General features: G+C 63.5%; 13 protein-coding genes. 8 read left to right on the top strand and 5 right to left on the bottom strand.

Annotated features, from left to right (window positions below; genetic code table 11):
* Nucleotides 1–22: 22 nt before the first annotated feature.
* From B4C31_RS02805 to B4C31_RS02820, 4 genes are read right to left on the bottom strand one after another with little or no spacing between them, the layout of a single operon-like run.
* Entirely contained in the window at nt 23–1633 is a 1611-nt protein-coding gene (locus tag B4C31_RS02805) for a L,D-transpeptidase family protein (protein ID WP_291531250.1), read from the bottom strand.
* Between the two features lie 59 nt (nt 1634–1692).
* Entirely contained in the window at nt 1693–2784 is a 1092-nt protein-coding gene (gene nudC / locus B4C31_RS02810; protein WP_291531251.1) for an NAD(+) diphosphatase, read from the bottom strand.
* Between the two features lies 1 nt (nt 2785).
* Nucleotides 2786–3637, bottom strand: coding sequence for an alpha/beta fold hydrolase (locus tag B4C31_RS02815; protein WP_291531252.1), 852 nt, complete (start codon nt 3635–3637; stop codon nt 2786–2788).
* 23 nt (nt 3638–3660) lie between these two features.
* Nucleotides 3661–4284, bottom strand: a complete 624-nt coding sequence (locus B4C31_RS02820) for a DUF4916 domain-containing protein (protein ID WP_291531253.1) — start codon at nt 4282–4284, stop codon at nt 3661–3663.
* A 167-nt stretch (nt 4285–4451) separates the two neighbouring features.
* Here B4C31_RS02820 and trxA point away from each other — a divergent pair, with 167 nt between their 5' ends.
* From trxA to B4C31_RS02855, 7 genes are all read left to right on the top strand, one after another.
* Nucleotides 4452–4811, top strand: a complete 360-nt coding sequence (trxA, locus tag B4C31_RS02825; protein ID WP_291531254.1) for a thioredoxin — start codon at nt 4452–4454, stop codon at nt 4809–4811.
* A 114-nt stretch (nt 4812–4925) separates the two neighbouring features.
* A complete protein-coding gene (locus B4C31_RS02830) occupies nt 4926–5936 on the top strand; it encodes a G5 domain-containing protein (RefSeq protein WP_291531255.1) in 1011 nt (336 codons plus the stop codon).
* A gap of 179 nt (nt 5937–6115) precedes the next feature.
* Nucleotides 6116–7798 carry an MDR family MFS transporter gene (locus B4C31_RS02835; RefSeq protein ID WP_291531256.1) on the top strand — a complete coding sequence of 561 codons (1683 nt, stop codon included), beginning with the start codon at nt 6116–6118 and terminating at the stop codon, nt 7796–7798.
* A 97-nt stretch (nt 7799–7895) separates the two neighbouring features.
* Nucleotides 7896–8345 (top strand): hypothetical protein, encoded by a 450-nt coding sequence (locus B4C31_RS02840; protein ID WP_291531257.1) that lies wholly within the window; start codon nt 7896–7898, stop codon nt 8343–8345.
* A complete protein-coding gene (locus B4C31_RS02845; RefSeq protein ID WP_291531258.1) occupies nt 8335–8559 on the top strand; it encodes a helix-turn-helix transcriptional regulator in 225 nt (74 codons plus the stop codon). The genes B4C31_RS02840 and B4C31_RS02845 overlap by 11 nt, the downstream gene beginning before the upstream one ends.
* A gap of 416 nt (nt 8560–8975) precedes the next feature.
* Nucleotides 8976–9491: a hypothetical protein gene (locus B4C31_RS02850; protein WP_291531259.1), complete on the top strand. Its 516-nt coding sequence runs from the start codon at nt 8976–8978 to the stop codon at nt 9489–9491.
* A 101-nt stretch (nt 9492–9592) separates the two neighbouring features.
* Nucleotides 9593–10162 carry a low molecular weight phosphatase family protein gene (locus B4C31_RS02855; RefSeq protein ID WP_291531260.1) on the top strand — a complete coding sequence of 190 codons (570 nt, stop codon included), beginning with the start codon at nt 9593–9595 and terminating at the stop codon, nt 10160–10162.
* Between the two features lie 199 nt (nt 10163–10361).
* On the opposite strand, the gene B4C31_RS02860 is transcribed toward B4C31_RS02855, so the two are convergent.
* A complete protein-coding gene (locus B4C31_RS02860; RefSeq protein WP_291531264.1) occupies nt 10362–11837 on the bottom strand; it encodes a polysaccharide biosynthesis tyrosine autokinase in 1476 nt (491 codons plus the stop codon).
* Between the two features lie 244 nt (nt 11838–12081).
* Between B4C31_RS02860 and B4C31_RS02865 the strand changes: the two genes are divergently transcribed.
* Nucleotides 12082–13434 (top strand): hypothetical protein, encoded by a 1353-nt coding sequence (locus tag B4C31_RS02865; RefSeq protein ID WP_291531261.1) that lies wholly within the window; start codon nt 12082–12084, stop codon nt 13432–13434.
* The last annotated feature ends 562 nt before the right edge of the window (nt 13435–13996 follow it).

The raw sequence follows: 13996 nt of genomic DNA on the forward strand, positions 1-13996 counted from the left end.
CGCGCCGCGACCCCTCATCGCGTCAGCGGACCGGGCCGGAGGGGGTCGAGCCGACGACCTGCACGACGGTGCCTTCGGGGCAGTTGTCGTAGATCCACTTGGCGTCGGCCTCGTACATGTTCACGCAGCCGTGCGATCCGTAGTGCGCCGGATCGCCGACCTGGATGCCGTAGTAGTTCCAGTCCGCCGTGTGGAATCCCTCGCCGCCGTTGAAGTAGCCGACCCACTTGACGCCCGGCGAAAGGTACTTCGAGCCGTCCTCGTTGTAGCCGCGCATGTCCTGTGACGCATACTTCAGGTAGATGTAGAACGTGCCGTTGTCGGTTTCGCCGAATGCGCCCGGGGTGCCGGTGCAGACCGGGAACGTGCGCACCAGCTGGTTGTTGTTGTACACGGTGGCAGTCTGCGAGGACTTGTCCACCACGATGCGCATCGCGACCTTCTCCTGCTTGGTCTCGAACGGGGTCACGTCGAATTCCGCGGTGATCAGCCCGCCGTTGCCCGCTTCGAGCGCCTCAAGCACCTTCGCCGCTGTGGCGTCGGTGTTCTTCACGGCCACGCCGTCCACACCGTCCACGCGGGTCAGCAGCACGTTGCCGTTGTCGTCGATGATGTCCGTCTGGTCGGTTTTCTCCTGGTTGAGCTGTTTGGGCAGTTCGGCGGCCAGGTAGTCCTTGATGGCCTGCTCGTCATAGCTCAGGGTGATGGTGCCGTTCTGCACGTCACCGGTCGGCTTGATCCACGACGCCACCGTGTCGTTCGACAGTTCGAAGTTGCGGTCGCGCTCGTTGGTAAGCACGATCTTGTTGTTGAGCCGCTGGTTGGCGTCCGCTGCGGCCTGGTTGGCGGCGTCCACACCGATGGGCATGTCCACGTCCGAGTAGTCGATCTTCACGCTCGCCCCCGTGCCTGGGGCCTTGATGGCGTTGGCGACGGCCTTGTTCACGGCGTCCAGCTGCGGCGCCCGCCCCACCTTGCCTTCGGTGACCGTGAACGCCTGTGATCCGGCATCGTAGGCGATCGAGGAGGGCACGGCCTGCTGGTCGTCGGCCACGAACCGGTCAGTCAGGAACGTGTTCGCCGTGTATTCGTCATACTCGGCGCTCAGGCCGATATCGGCCTTGGAGAACGGGTTGAGCCGGGCGAAGTCGGACAGCAGCGCACGCACGCCAGTCGCGTCCCCGTCAGTCTTGGCGTTGAGCAGCGCGTCCACGGTCGCGTCCACGTCCACGCTCACGCCGAGTTCCTCCAGCGAGGCCTTGATCTCCTGTCCGTCCGGGTCGGCAACGGTCAGAGTCGAATCGGCGATCGCGCGCGTTACCGTATCGGTCAGACGATCGCGGTTCTGCCCCGCCACGCTGATCTGACCGAGTGTCACGCCGGGCGCGGCCTTGTCGGAGAAATACCAGCGCGCGGTGAACAGACCGGCCACAACCAGCACCAGCAGCGCGCCGATGACGCTGAGCGTGATGATCCACGGCAGTTTGGTATTCCGCGGCTTCTCCTCGTCGCCGGGCAGAGCGATGGCGTCCTCGCCCATGGTCATCGGGGACGCGTCCCCGACCGGTGGCATGGCCACGGTGCGGTCGTCGTCCATCTGAGAGAACCCATCCATCTGATAGTCGTCGGACATTGTCATTCCCTTGCGAATTCCCACTCTTTCCAAGGCATCACTATACGCAGCCGAACCGACTACAGCGCGCGTCCATACCATTCCTCGATCATGTACCGTGCGATGGCGGCCCGGTTTGGCGCGCTCATGACCCCCCGCACCAGTGCCTCGGTGTATTCGTCGCGGCTCACCCAACGCGCGTCCACGGTTTCCTGTCCGTCCGTGCGGATGTCGGTGTTCAGCGCGTAGGCCTTGAACGCCACCATCAGCGACGCGGGGAACGGCCAGGGTTGCGACCCCAGGTAGCGCACCTCGCCCAGGTCAATGCCGACCTCCTCCTTGGTTTCACGCCGGCATGCGTGCTCCAGGTTCTCCCCCGCCTCCACGAATCCGGCGGACACCGAATACAGGGTCGGGTCGTTCCACGCCCGGTTGTGCTGCAGCAGCAGACGGTCCTGCGAATCCACCACCGCCACGATGACGGCAGGTTCCACGCGGGGGAACAGCAGGCGATGCCCGTCCTGCGGATTCGTGCACCGCTGCGCCCAGCCGGCCATGGCCGTCTGTACGGGGGCGCCACAGGTCGGGCAGTGCCGTTGCGTGGCGTGCCACAGACTCAATGCCACGGCCGTGGTGGCCTGGCCCGCCTCCCGCGCCGAGGCGTGGGGCACGAAGCCACGCAGATCCACCCAGTCGAAGCGTTCGGCGGTGCGGGCGAACAGCGGGACCCGCCCGTTCGCAGCACTCGGTTGCGCGGCGTCGCCGAATGCGTCATCGGCCCCGATGCCGTGCGCGTCCGGCACGACGGACGGTGCGCCCATCGGCACGCGGGTCAGGTCGATGGCGACGACGTGCACGTTGCGCCGGCCCGGATAGCCGCCCAGGAACATGGCCACGGCCTCCGGGGCGCCGGCCAGCGCCTCCGCGGCATACGAACCGGGCAGGGACGCCAGGCGCATCGACGTCGATTCGCGGGCTGTCAGCACGCCTTGGCCGCGCGGTACTGCCACCAGCCCGTCGCGCACCAGTATCACCGTGGTGGACGGGTCGTTGAGCAGGCCGGGGATAAGCCCCGGCTCATCGCGGCGTTCGGTCTGATAGTCGATATCACCCTGGGCGAGAGGCAGGAACGGCAGGGTCTGGGTCAGGGCCAACGGCGAGAGCAACGCCATGTCACGCCTCCGACTGCACGCGGCGGACCAGATCCAGCAACGCCTCGGCCACCTGATCGGGGTGTTCGTAGGCGCTGAAATGGCCGCAGTCGGGAATCTCGGTGAACACGGCGTTGGTGCCGGTCATCGCCTCGGCGATCGGACGCATGACCGACGGCGCGCTGGAGGGGTCGTTCTCGCCGCAGATCACGGCGGCGGGCGCGGTGATAAGCGGCAACTGGTCGTTCAGATCCGGACGGCCGGCGGCCATGCGCTCGCGCCAGGCCACGCCCTCCGGGCGCTGGGCCTGGATCCAGTCGGTGAACTGGCGGATGAAGCGGGGCGCACGCTTGATGGTGGAGTCGCCGGGCTGAGGTTCGGCGAAGTGCATCACCGGGTCGACCGTGTGTTCGGTTGCGCAGATGTCGGCGATGCGCAGGCGATTGGCGCGGGAGGCCGCGGAGTCGGCGTCGGCCTTCGTATCGCACAGGGCCAGCCCCGCCACCGCCTCCGGGTGCAGGCGCTGGATGTCCAACACCAGATAGCCGCCCATCGACAGACCCACCCAGATGGCCTCGGTGAAGCCGGCCTTGCGGATGAGGTCCACATAGGCGTCGGCCATGCGGTCGAGCGCCTCGGTGTAGGCGCCGTCCTGCGAGACGGCCCCGGTCTGTTCGGCCGTGGGGATCGGCCCCTCGCCGGCGCCGGGCATATCCGGCGCCCAGATCGGGAATCGCGGCAGGCCGGCGGCGTTCGCGCGGACGATGAGCTCGGCCGCGCAATCGTCCCACAGGTGGTGGTCGATCGGGAAGGCGTGCACGAGCACAACCGGGATACCTTCGCCGTCACGGTAGATCGTGGTGTTCAGTTCCATGGGATTCCTCTCTTACTTGTCTCTCACTCGGTCCACGCCAACGCCCGTTGCACGATGCGGCCGTGGCCGCCCGCCATCTGATCGAGCATGGTGGCCAACCTCGGGCCGTTCACATCCACCCATTCCACGTCCAGCGCCTCATCCTGCGGCTGGCAGTCGCCGGCGATCGGCACCACATAGCACAGCGCCACCGCATGCTGGCGGGCGTCGTAGAACTCGCTCAGCCCGGGGGTGGGGAAGAACTCCGCCACCGTGAACGGCTGCAGGTTGGGCGGCAGGGTCGGCAACGCCAAGGGTCCCAGATCCTTGGCCACGTTGCGGGCTATGGCCTCGCGCAGGCTCTCGTGGTACAGCACGCGCCCCGCCACCAGCGTGCGTTCCACGGAACCGTCGTCCGATACGCGCAGCAGCGTGCCGATTTCGGCGATGCGCCCGAACTCGTCCGTGTGTACGGGCACGACCTCCACATACACCATCGGCACCTGCCGACGCGCCTGCTCCACGCGGGCGCTATCCAGCCATCCGGGCGGGTTGCCTCCCGCCGACCCCCGGATGAAATCCTCCGGCGTGATATTGTCGAATTCGCCGCGGCGGCGGCCCGCATCGAAATCGCCCTCGTCGGGCACTTCATCGTTCAGCACTGGCATGATCCCCATTATCCGACTGGATGATGACCGGCGCATGACCATCCAATGACGGTTCGCCGAAAGACGGAATCGGATACCCGTTCATCCCACGGCGCAAGGGGTTGTGAAATGTTGGGAGTTGCTGGGAAGCTGGGAACACGTAGTTTCCTGAAATGTAAGGAGCAATCATGGCGACCCATGCGGTAAGTTCGGCGGAATTCGAGCAGGTGATCACTGGCAACGAGCTGGTGTTCGTGGACTTCTGGGCCACCTGGTGCGGCCCGTGCCGCGCGTTCGGCCCGGTGTACGAGCAGACCAGCGAGAAGCATCCGGATGTGTACTTCGCCAAGGTGGACATCGACCAGAATCAGGATCTGGCGACCGCGGCCGGCGTGCAGGCGGTGCCGACGCTGATGATCGTCAAGCAGGGCACGGTGGTGTTCCAGCAGGCCGGTGCGCTGCGCGCCTCCGACCTGGATGACCTGATCGCCCAGGCCAAGGCGCTGGATCTCAAGGCCGCGCAGGCCGAGGCCGACGCCCAGCAGTAATCTTCCCCTTTCCGGCTAGTCGCCGACTTGAGGCTTATCCTCGAGTCGGCGTAAACTAATGGCTGTTTGTGAGTGCGACCGGCACCGTGGTATGCCGGAGTATTGAGGAGTGCAATGGCCAATCATCGCAAGAAGACCAGCATCAGCTTTCCTTCGCTGAGCAAGCGCCAATGGATTCGCATCGGCGCCGTGGCTGCGGCATTGGCGTTGGTCTCCACCGGCGGTATGGTGACCCGCAGCTTCTACGCTTCCGGCGGGTCAGTCCCGGCGGAACAGCGCGTCTCCTCGTTCTCCGCCACCGACCCGCTGGCCGTCTCCCGTGGCTCCGCCCGTGACGGCGTGCGCGGTTTGGATGGCGACACCTCCTATGTGACCGTCAAGCTGGACGGTGAATCCCGCACCGTGCTCGGCACCGATTTCACCACCGTCAAGTCGGTGCTGGAAGCGGGCAACATCACGCTCGGCCCGAATGACACTGTGGATCCCGCGTTGGACGCCGAAGTCGACGAATCCACGGTGATCACCATCGAGACCGCCGATTCCACGCTGGAGACCTCCGAGGAACCGATCGCATTCAACACGGTTCGCAAGGAGACCTCCTCGCTGCCCGAAGGCACGGAACAGGTGGAGAGCGAGGGCGAGGAAGGCGTGATGGAGACGACGAGTCTGGTCACCCGCGCCGGCGATACGGTGGTCTCCTCCAACGTATTCGCTTCCTATGTCAAGAAGGCGCCGGTGGACAAGGTGATTCTGGTGGGCACCGGTTCCGCCTCCTCCGGCAGCTCGTCCAGTTCCTCCTCCAGCATCGGCACCACCGTGCCGGCCGGCGAGATGCAGCAGTGGGCGCATGACTATCTGCTGGCCAACGGGTACACCGAGGCCGATTTCTCCGCCACCGTGTACATCATCAACCACGAGTCCGGATGGCGCGTGAACGCCACCAACGCCAGCTCCGGCGCATACGGCCTGCCGCAGGCGCTGCCCGGCAGCAAGATGGCCTCCGCCGGCGCGGACTGGGCCACCAACTACCAGACCCAGCTCAAGTGGTTCTGGGGCTACTGCAACAGCCGCTACGGCTCGGTGCAGGGCGCCTACAACTTCTGGGTGGCCAACCACTGGTACTGATCGTTACGAACGAAGAAGCCCGGGGATTCCCCGGGCTTCTTTTTTGCCACCCCAACACAACCGCCGCAGTCGTCCATATATATGCCCATACATAGGCGTAGGCTATTGTGGTCACTTCGGCGGATGGGAGCACCCACCCGCCTCCGCCCGAAGAAGCAAGCAGAGAGAAGCATTACGGCATGAGCGGCATCATCAAGCGCGACCTGAGCAAGCCACTGACCCCGGAGGAATCGTTCACCGACGGGCATCTGACCCATGCGGCCATGGTGTCCATCGCCATCCTGACGTTCATCACGTTCGTCGGCAACTTCACGCAGTTGCAGCTGAGCGCCGCGCTGCCGACCATCGTCGCCGAGTTCGGCATCTCGGTGACCACCGGCCAGTGGCTGACCTCCATCTTCCAGCTGGTCATGGGCGTGATGGTGCCGCTGACCGCCTATCTGACCCGTCGTTTCTCCACCCGTCAGATCGTCATCACCTCGATGTCGATCTTCACCATCGGCTCGTTGATGGCATGGGTCTCCCCCACGTTCATTCTTGTGCTGTTCGGCCGTATGCTGGAGGCCATCGGTACCGGCGTGATGTGGCCGGTGCTGCAGATCACCGTGTTCTCGATCTACCCGCTCTCCCGCCGCGGCATGGCGATGGGCATGGTGGGCATGGCCATGAGCGTGGCCCCGGCCATCGGCCCGACCTTCGGCGGCTGGCAGACCGACGCGAACGGCTGGCGCTCGATCTTCCTGACACTGACGGCAATCGGCGCGTTCGCCCTGGTGCTGGCCACGTTCTGGCTGCACAACTTCGGCGCCACGGACAAAACCGTGAAGGCCGACTTCTTCTCCGTGTTCCTGTCCGTGTTCGGCTTCGGCGGACTGATGTTCGGCTTCACGAACATCGAGAGCTATCCGTTCGCGCATCCGCTGGTCTGGCTGCCGATGGTGGTCGGCATGGTCGGCATCGTCTGGTTCATCCTGCGTCAGTTGTTCAACAAGCGCGCATGGGTCGAGGCGCAAAACCGGAGCGCAGCCGAGAACACACCGGCCGAGGCTGAGAGCGCTGCCGACCCCGCCGCCAACGCCGCGGATGCGCACGAAGGCATCCTGCATGGGCATCTACGCTTCCACCGCTGGCACCGCACCACGGGCCGCGAACCGCTACTCGACCTGGAGGTGCTGAAGAACCGCAGCTTCACCGTGGGCACCATCACGGCCGCGCTGAGCTTCTTCGCATTCAGCTCGATCACCGTGATCCTGCCGCTGTACATCCAGGACGACCGCGGGTTCTCCGCCACCATGAGCGGCCTGATCATGCTGCCGGGCGCGCTCGGCCAGGCGATTGCGCAGTTCTTCGGCGGCAAGGCGCTCGACCGGTTCGGCGCACGCCCGGTGGCGTTGACCGGCACGATCACGCTGTGCTTCGGTACCGTGATGATGAGCCTGATCTCGATGGATTCGTGGATCTGGTGGGTGTCCATCTGGCAGTTCGTCCGGCAAATCGGCATGGGATTCGTGCTGATGCCGATCACCACATGGTCGTTGAATTGCTTGGAGCCGAAGGAGGTGTCCGCAGGCTCCGCTGTGACGAACACGGTACGCCAGATCGCCGGTGCGATCGGTGCACCGGTGCTGGTGATTCTGATGGAGACCTTCGCCGCGATGCGTCAGACCGCTCTGGGCGGCGGAGCCGACGTGGTGATCGCCGCCAGCGTGTTCGGCGTGCAGTGGGCACTGCGTGTGAGCGCCGTGATCTGCTTCGGTATGGTGCTGATGGTGTTCTTCGGAGTCAAGGGCAACGGCGCAGGCTCCACCCATGATCTGGTGCAGCGCGCCCTGCGCCGGCTGCACACTGTGGTCGAGCACTGAGCCGGGCGGTACGGCGGCGTTCGCGCGATTCGGACGAAAGTCGCCGCCGGAATACAGACATGCCCCCGTCATACACCCGAATGACTTCATATCGCCTATGATGGATTTGTCAGGCGAGGAGGGTCGGATGACGTTCAACCGGTATATGTTCCTGCGAATGATTGTGGAGTTCGTGGGCGTGGTCTGTTGCACCGTACAGCTGTTCAGCGGTACCAATCTGGTGGGGCTGATCATCACCGGTGTCATCGCGCTGCTCTGGGCAGGCGGCGAAATCTGGGTGGCGACCATTCTCAACCGCAAATCACCCCGTCGTGACGAACTCTCCGACGAACATCAGCAGCAGGCCACCGAGTTCGCGTTCATGGTCGCGCTCACGCTGCTGGTGGTATTGGGATTCCTATTTATGGCGCTCTCCCTGATCTGGCACATGGCCATCGAATTCCCACCGATTACTCTACCCGCCATCGCCATGACCGCACTGGTGATCAGTGACGCTCGGTATCTATGGCTGGAGCACAACGGTGCGGAGGACGACTATGAAGACTAATCTGAAGCTGCGCCGCCTGGAACGCGATATGAAGCAGTCGGATCTGGCCGATCTGGTGAACGTGCGCCGCGAGACGATCGGACGTCTGGAGCAAGGCCAGTATTGTCCTTCGCTGCGGCTGGCGATGGACATAGCCCGCGTATTCGATACCACGGTGGAGGACCTGTTCAGCTTCGACGACGAGTACGAGCAGGAGCATCAGTCCGCACGGTGACATCCTATTATCCCCTCAACCGTTGCACGCCGGCATCCTCGACGACAACACGCAACGGCAATCCATCCCGCACCTCCAGCGCCGCACGGTAGAGCACCGATGACTGCATGGATAGAGACCATCGGCGTGTCGCAGGCCAAAAAACGCGGAGCGCGACATTGCTTCCGCCAAAATCGTTGGAATTGCAGCCAAAAGCTCCTCACACTCCTTATGACGCCACGTGCGAACGTCGTCACACGATGTGACGGGTTTGTCGCACGCCCTTGATTTCCAACGTATCTCGCCGGTTCTACGGAACATAGGGGGGTATATAGTGGAACACGGTTCCGGGGAATACCCCCTAACCAAGACCGATAACGCAACCGTCCGGGAACGAATGGTTGGACAGACATCCCGGACTTTTGGAGGTTTACATTATGAAGAAGAAGATCGTGGCCCTCCTGGCCGCCATCGCCGCCGTTCTCGGCTTCGGTTTCGCTACCAGCACCGCCATGGCTGCCGGCTACGGCGAGACCGCCACCGTTTCCGGCAACGTTGCAAACATCGGCTACCCGGCTGGCACTTTCACAGCTAACGCCCCGATTACTGTCACTGCCGATGACACTTACGTTTCCGATGTCAAGCTGGTTGCCATGCGTAATTTCCAGCCGGGTAACGCCAAGAGCGACGGTTCCGCCAACCTGCAGTACACCCTGACCGACGCTGCCGTTCAGGCCATTGCCGAAGGCAAGACCGTGACCGTGACGGCCACCGACGGTACGCACACCGTTGAGACCGCGCTGACCAAGGCCAACATCGCTCAGACCGGTGAAGGCCCCAAGGATGAGGTCGCTCAGACCGGCGCTTCCGTGGCTCCGTACGCCGTGGCCGTCGTGCTGCTGGCTGCCGCCGGCTGCGCCGTGTTCGCCGCCCGCAAGGCCGGCGCCCGCTGAATCCTAACTCAGTGATTCAACAGGCATAACAACACACTGCAAACGCTCCCGAGGTTTGTCTCGGGAGCGTTTTCGTATCCCCGCGAGTAGTGTTAGGGGGTATGAGGATCCTCTTTGTCTGTACCGGCAACATCTGCCGTTCCCCGATGGGCGAACTGCTGCTCCCACGTTTCCTCCCCGACCCGGGCATCACGTCCGACAGCGCCGGCACGCGAGGTCTGCCGCAGCATCCGATCGACCCGAACAGCGCTAAGCTGATGGCCTATGCGAACATCGATTCCAGTTCGTTCCGTTCCAAGCGCATCACCCCGCAAATCGCCGCCGACGCTGATCTAATCCTCTGCTTCGAGCAGCATCACATCAGGGATGTCGCCACCGTGCTGCCGCAGGCGGCACGGTACACGTTCCTGCTCACCGATTTCGCCAACCTGTGCGGTTACTGCGCCCAGCAGGGCCTGCTCGACGGCACCACCCGCGAGCAGAAACTCGCCGCGGCCATCAACAACGCCTCACTGGTACGCCCCATGCTGCCGGACCCCATGACCATCCCGGACCCATACCGCAAGGATCTCACGGCGTTCGTGCAGGCTCACAACGCCATCTGCCAGTCGCTGGATCTCATCGCTAGGGCCACGGCAGTGTCAGCTCGCGAAGACCATCCCACGGTCTGAACGGAATACGCAATAACGTAACAGCGGCCACGCGATATTGGCGCACCACCGTCCCGCACTGAGCCGAACCAGACGGAATAGGCCGATACGGTGACACTCGGCGCCACAGACAACGCCACAGACAACAAGGTGGGTGCGGTTTCAACGAACCGCACCCACCTTGTGCATTGAACCGTCGTACCGGACAGCCGATTGTCGTTTACTTCTTGCGGTGCGAGCGACGGCCGGATTCCTTGCCGCCGTCCGAGTCATCGCTGTAATAGTAGTAATAGTTGCCGTAACTGCTGGCACGCTTCTTGGAATCCTTGGCGAAATTGAACACGAAACCGGTGATCGGCACGTTCAGCGTGGCCAGCTGTCCGGCGATGTCGCGCAGTTCACGCTTGTCGGTCACGTCGCGACCGGAGACCAGCACCACGCCGGTGCCGATCTTGCCGAACACGGCAGCATCATTGGCCACGATCATCGGCGAGGTGTCGATGATCACGTACTCATACTGGAGCAGCGCCTGGCGAATCAGCTCACGCATGGTGTCCGAGTTGAGCAGCGTAGACGCGTTCGGCGGCTTAGGACCGGCCGGCATGACGTGCAGGTTCGGCTTCCAATAGCGCTGCACCACATCCTTGACGGATGCCTGTCCGGACAACACGTGAGCCAGTCCGGCGCCGCTCTCCAGACCGAGCTTGTTCGCCACCGACGGGTGGCGCAGGTCTGCGTCGATGAGCAGCACGCGAGCACCGTTCTCGGCAAGCGAAGCGGCCACGTTCACGGACGTGGTGGTCTTGCCTTCGTTCGGGCTGACCGAGGAAATCACGATCAATCGCGACGGCATACCGTCGACGCGGGCCGTGAACGACAGGTTGGTGCGTACGCGGCGGTACTCCTCTGCAATGGCGCTGGCCGGCGCAGACACGACCGCCGGCGACGGATCTTTCAACGCATCGTCCTCCGGGATGCGCCCCATGATCGGTGCGTCCACCACGTCCTGCAGGTCCTTGGCATCCTGGATCTTGGTGGCGAGCAGGTCGCGCAGCAACGCGGCGAACACGCCAAGGATCAGACCACCGACCAGACCGATGGCCATGTACAGCGGCACATTCGGAGAGCTGGGAGACGTCGGTTCCTGCGCCTGCTGCACGATCGACAGCTTGACCGGCGACTGCCGACCGGAGTCGTACAGGGAGTTCTCCACCACGTCCTGCAACGATTCGGCCACCGCGTTGGCGATCGCGGCCGACTGCTGCGGATTCCCGTCCTCCACGGTGATGTTGACAAACGCGGTGTTCGTCGGGTTCTCAACGGTCAGCTGCCCCCCAAGCTGGGCGACCGTCAGGTTCAGTCCGAGTTCGTCGATGACCGGCCGGAGCACCGCCTCGGTGGTGGCCAGCGTGGGGTACGAACGGATCTGGTTCGAAATGTAGGAGCTGGCGCTGTTGATGCTGGAAATGTCGCCGCCTTCGACCGACGCGTCGCTATAGGTGGCGTAGGTCTGCGCCGTGGACGAGTACTTCGGCGGTGTGATCAGCGTGTAAGCGCATACTGCCAGGAACACCACGGCGAAGGTGATGATGGCGGTGATGGCATGCTTGGTGATGATATGAATCAGGTCGACCAGCGTGATGCCGTCATCGCGGCTCTCCACGGTCTCGACCTGCATCTGGGGCATTTGCGCCATCTGGGGCTGAGACGGGTGCTCGTTCATTTCCGGGGAAGCCACGGTCCCTCCTCACAGGATCCTTCACAACAACATCCCCACCATACCAGTGGGGATGTACCCCCTTCTATCGCACCGCCAGCGAACGATGAACATTTCACACACCTGTGTCACCCGTACCCCCTCCGCACGCCCCGCTATAGTGTCCTGAGGAGTGCCGGGCACCATGACGGCACGGTTACACGTCTTGGGAGGACACATGGCAATGGTTGGGATTCGAACCGTGCGGCATCCGCGCACCTCCCCCGTCGCCTCCGCCATCACCATCGCCCCGTCCGACATGCTGTTCTTCGCCGCGATCGCGCTGCTGCCGGTCGATGGCACGCGGCTCGGCCTGTCGCTGCCGTATTGGACACCGATCTCCCCATGGCTGTTCGCCGCGTTCGCGCTGTGGAACTGGCGGTATCTGCGCGATACGGCCCGTAGGTTCCTGCCGTTCTTCCTGTTCCCGCTGCTGCCGTTGGTCACGTCCGTGTACGGGTGGATGACCGTGGGCGTGCATGCGGCGGCTGCGGCCAAGTCGCTGGTGTCATTGTGGCTGGCCGTGGCGTGCCTGGCCGCACTGGATATCGCCATCCGGTTGAAGCGTCTGCCGTTGCGAGCCATACTGACTACGCTGTTCACCGCGTATGTGGTGGCGTTCATTGCCGGCGTGGTGCAGTGGCTGGCGCTGGTGCCGCACCTGGATTGGTATACGGTGCGCGCGTATTTCTCCCAGGCGATGTACCGCGTGTATACGAACGTACGCCCGCAGTTCCTGTTCGCCGAGCCAAGTTACATCGGCATGCACCTGTATGGCGTGCTGCTGCCGGTGTATTGGATGACGCGCGACCGGCGGATCGGTTGGCTGATTCCGGTGTTCGCGATCGGTTCGATCGCGATGGGTTCCGGCACGCGCATCGTGTTGGATTCGATGGTGGCGCTGTTGGTGTGGCTGGTGGCCACGGTGAATTTCCGTTCAAGGGCCGCGACGGTGGGTTTCGTCGGCGGCGTGGGTACTGTGGCGGCGGTCGGCGTGGGTGTGGCATTGTTCCATCCGCGGCTGAACGCGCTGGTGTCGCACGGGCTGTTAGCCGGCGACGGGTCGATGAGTGCCCGCATCTTTCATATGCTGGCCCCGATGTGGGCGTGGAAGCATAATGTGACGCATTTCCTGTTCGGTTGGGGTGCCGGCAACATCTCCGACGCCGTGCGCACCGGGTATGCCGGAGCCCGTCGATGGTACGACGCGCACGGCGGTGCCCCGAATTGGGAGATCGACGGCTTGGAGAACCCACCCGCCGAAACGTTCACGATGAGCGCCTACGCCAGTTTCATCACCGAATATGGCCTGATCTGTTTCCTGGCATTGGTGGCGATGCTATTAATCTTCATCACCGTGCAGCGCGCATGGAGTCGACGCATAGTGTGCATGGTGATTCTGGCCGCCTATCTCTACGTGCAATTCGAAGCGTATGCGTTCTATACGGTTCCGCTGTTAGTGCTGATGGCGACGTACGATTCCGGTACCCAATGTCAGTCACGGGAGCCAACAACGCAAATTGTTAGGTGGCCTTGATACACAACACCGATTGCAGATTGCAACAGTCTATCCAGTTTGCGAAACTACCGGCATCGTATACGGCTGAAGACTCCCATCGGCACACCCAGCAAAAGCTACGCGACTGGCGCATTTGGCGGTCTCCCGGCATCGTGGAGCTCTCGCGTATCCTGCCGTTGACCCGAAAGATGCTCGGACGGGCCGTCGGGAACGCCACGCCCGGCCAGCTCGGCTTCCTTGCGGGCCTGTTCCGTGCCGGGAACTCCAACCGCACCGAATCCCGAACACAACCGGCTATTCAGGCAGGCCGGCCTTCCCAGTCCAAGACCCTCAACGGCTATGACCGGGGCATGGCCCGTGTTCTCCCGCCGACCGGGACACGAACGACTCGCATCCCCGAGTCCAGTCGGCCGCGCCGAGGACCTCGTGTGTTTTTAGTCAAGTTGGCGTTTCGGTTTGGGGGTGGTGACGTTTTGTTGGACTCCGGTGTCCTTGTTCTTTGATTATGCCATGAGTCCGAGCTCGCGTCTTCGTTTGGCGATGCTGGTGCCGAAAGTGAGTTTGATCCTCTCGTCCCGGT

The organism is Bifidobacterium sp. UBA4282 (assembly GCF_002394995.1).
Taxonomy (GTDB): Bacteria; Actinomycetota; Actinomycetes; order Actinomycetales; family Bifidobacteriaceae; genus Bifidobacterium; species Bifidobacterium pullorum_B.

Excerpts from the sequence above, each read along its gene's own strand:
- B4C31_RS02840 (WP_291531257.1), top strand. The coding sequence starts at position 7,896 with ATGATGGATTTGTCAGGCGAGGAGGGTCGGATGACGTTCAACCGGTAT.
- B4C31_RS02835 (WP_291531256.1), top strand. The coding sequence starts at position 6,116 with ATGAGCGGCATCATCAAGCGCGACCTGAGCAAGCCACTGACCCCGGAG.
- trxA (WP_291531254.1), top strand. The coding sequence starts at position 4,452 with ATGGCGACCCATGCGGTAAGTTCGGCGGAATTCGAGCAGGTGATCACT.
- B4C31_RS02850 (WP_291531259.1), top strand. The coding sequence starts at position 8,976 with ATGAAGAAGAAGATCGTGGCCCTCCTGGCCGCCATCGCCGCCGTTCTC.
- nudC (WP_291531251.1), bottom strand. The coding sequence starts at position 2,784 with ATGGCGTTGCTCTCGCCGTTGGCCCTGACCCAGACCCTGCCGTTCCTG.
- B4C31_RS02860 (WP_291531264.1), bottom strand. The coding sequence starts at position 11,837 with ATGGCGCAAATGCCCCAGATGCAGGTCGAGACCGTGGAGAGCCGCGAT.
- B4C31_RS02830 (WP_291531255.1), top strand. The coding sequence starts at position 4,926 with ATGGCCAATCATCGCAAGAAGACCAGCATCAGCTTTCCTTCGCTGAGC.
- B4C31_RS02820 (WP_291531253.1), bottom strand. The coding sequence starts at position 4,284 with ATGCCAGTGCTGAACGATGAAGTGCCCGACGAGGGCGATTTCGATGCG.
- B4C31_RS02815 (WP_291531252.1), bottom strand. The coding sequence starts at position 3,637 with ATGGAACTGAACACCACGATCTACCGTGACGGCGAAGGTATCCCGGTT.
- B4C31_RS02805 (WP_291531250.1), bottom strand. The coding sequence starts at position 1,633 with ATGTCCGACGACTATCAGATGGATGGGTTCTCTCAGATGGACGACGAC.
- B4C31_RS02855 (WP_291531260.1), top strand. The coding sequence starts at position 9,593 with ATGAGGATCCTCTTTGTCTGTACCGGCAACATCTGCCGTTCCCCGATG.
- B4C31_RS02865 (WP_291531261.1), top strand. The coding sequence starts at position 12,082 with ATGGTTGGGATTCGAACCGTGCGGCATCCGCGCACCTCCCCCGTCGCC.
- B4C31_RS02845 (WP_291531258.1), top strand. The coding sequence starts at position 8,335 with ATGAAGACTAATCTGAAGCTGCGCCGCCTGGAACGCGATATGAAGCAG.